This is a genomic window from Psychrobacter sp. W2-37-MNA-CIBAN-0211, assembly GCF_040309405.1.
GTDB classification, from domain to species: domain Bacteria; phylum Pseudomonadota; class Gammaproteobacteria; order Pseudomonadales; family Moraxellaceae; genus Psychrobacter; species Psychrobacter glaciei.
Window position 1 is genome coordinate 1 of record NZ_JBEOOU010000290.1, and the last position, 264, is coordinate 264.

Consider the following 264-nt stretch of genomic DNA (forward strand, 5'->3'; position numbering starts at 1 on the left):
TGCGTGAACGGGTGGAAAAGGTCGTGGGCACTAACATGGGGCGGATGTGGATCGGTACCTTCCATGGTTTAGCGCATCGGTTATTGCGAACCCATTATCAAGATGCCAATTTACCGCAAAGTTTCCAGATTATCGATTCTGACGATCAGTTACGTTTACTGAAACGCATTCTTAAAAGCCTTAATTTAGACGAGAAGCAATATCCTCCTCGTCAGGCCCAAGGCTATATTAACGGCAAAAAAGACCAAGGATTACGTCCTAAGC

General features: G+C 45.5%; 1 protein-coding gene. It reads left to right on the plus strand.

The features are described from left to right. Nucleotides 1-23: 23 nt before the first annotated feature. Nucleotides 24-264 (plus strand): UvrD-helicase domain-containing protein (locus AAEY72_RS15280; RefSeq protein ID WP_352311434.1); only part of this gene is annotated, 241 nt, incomplete at its 3' end.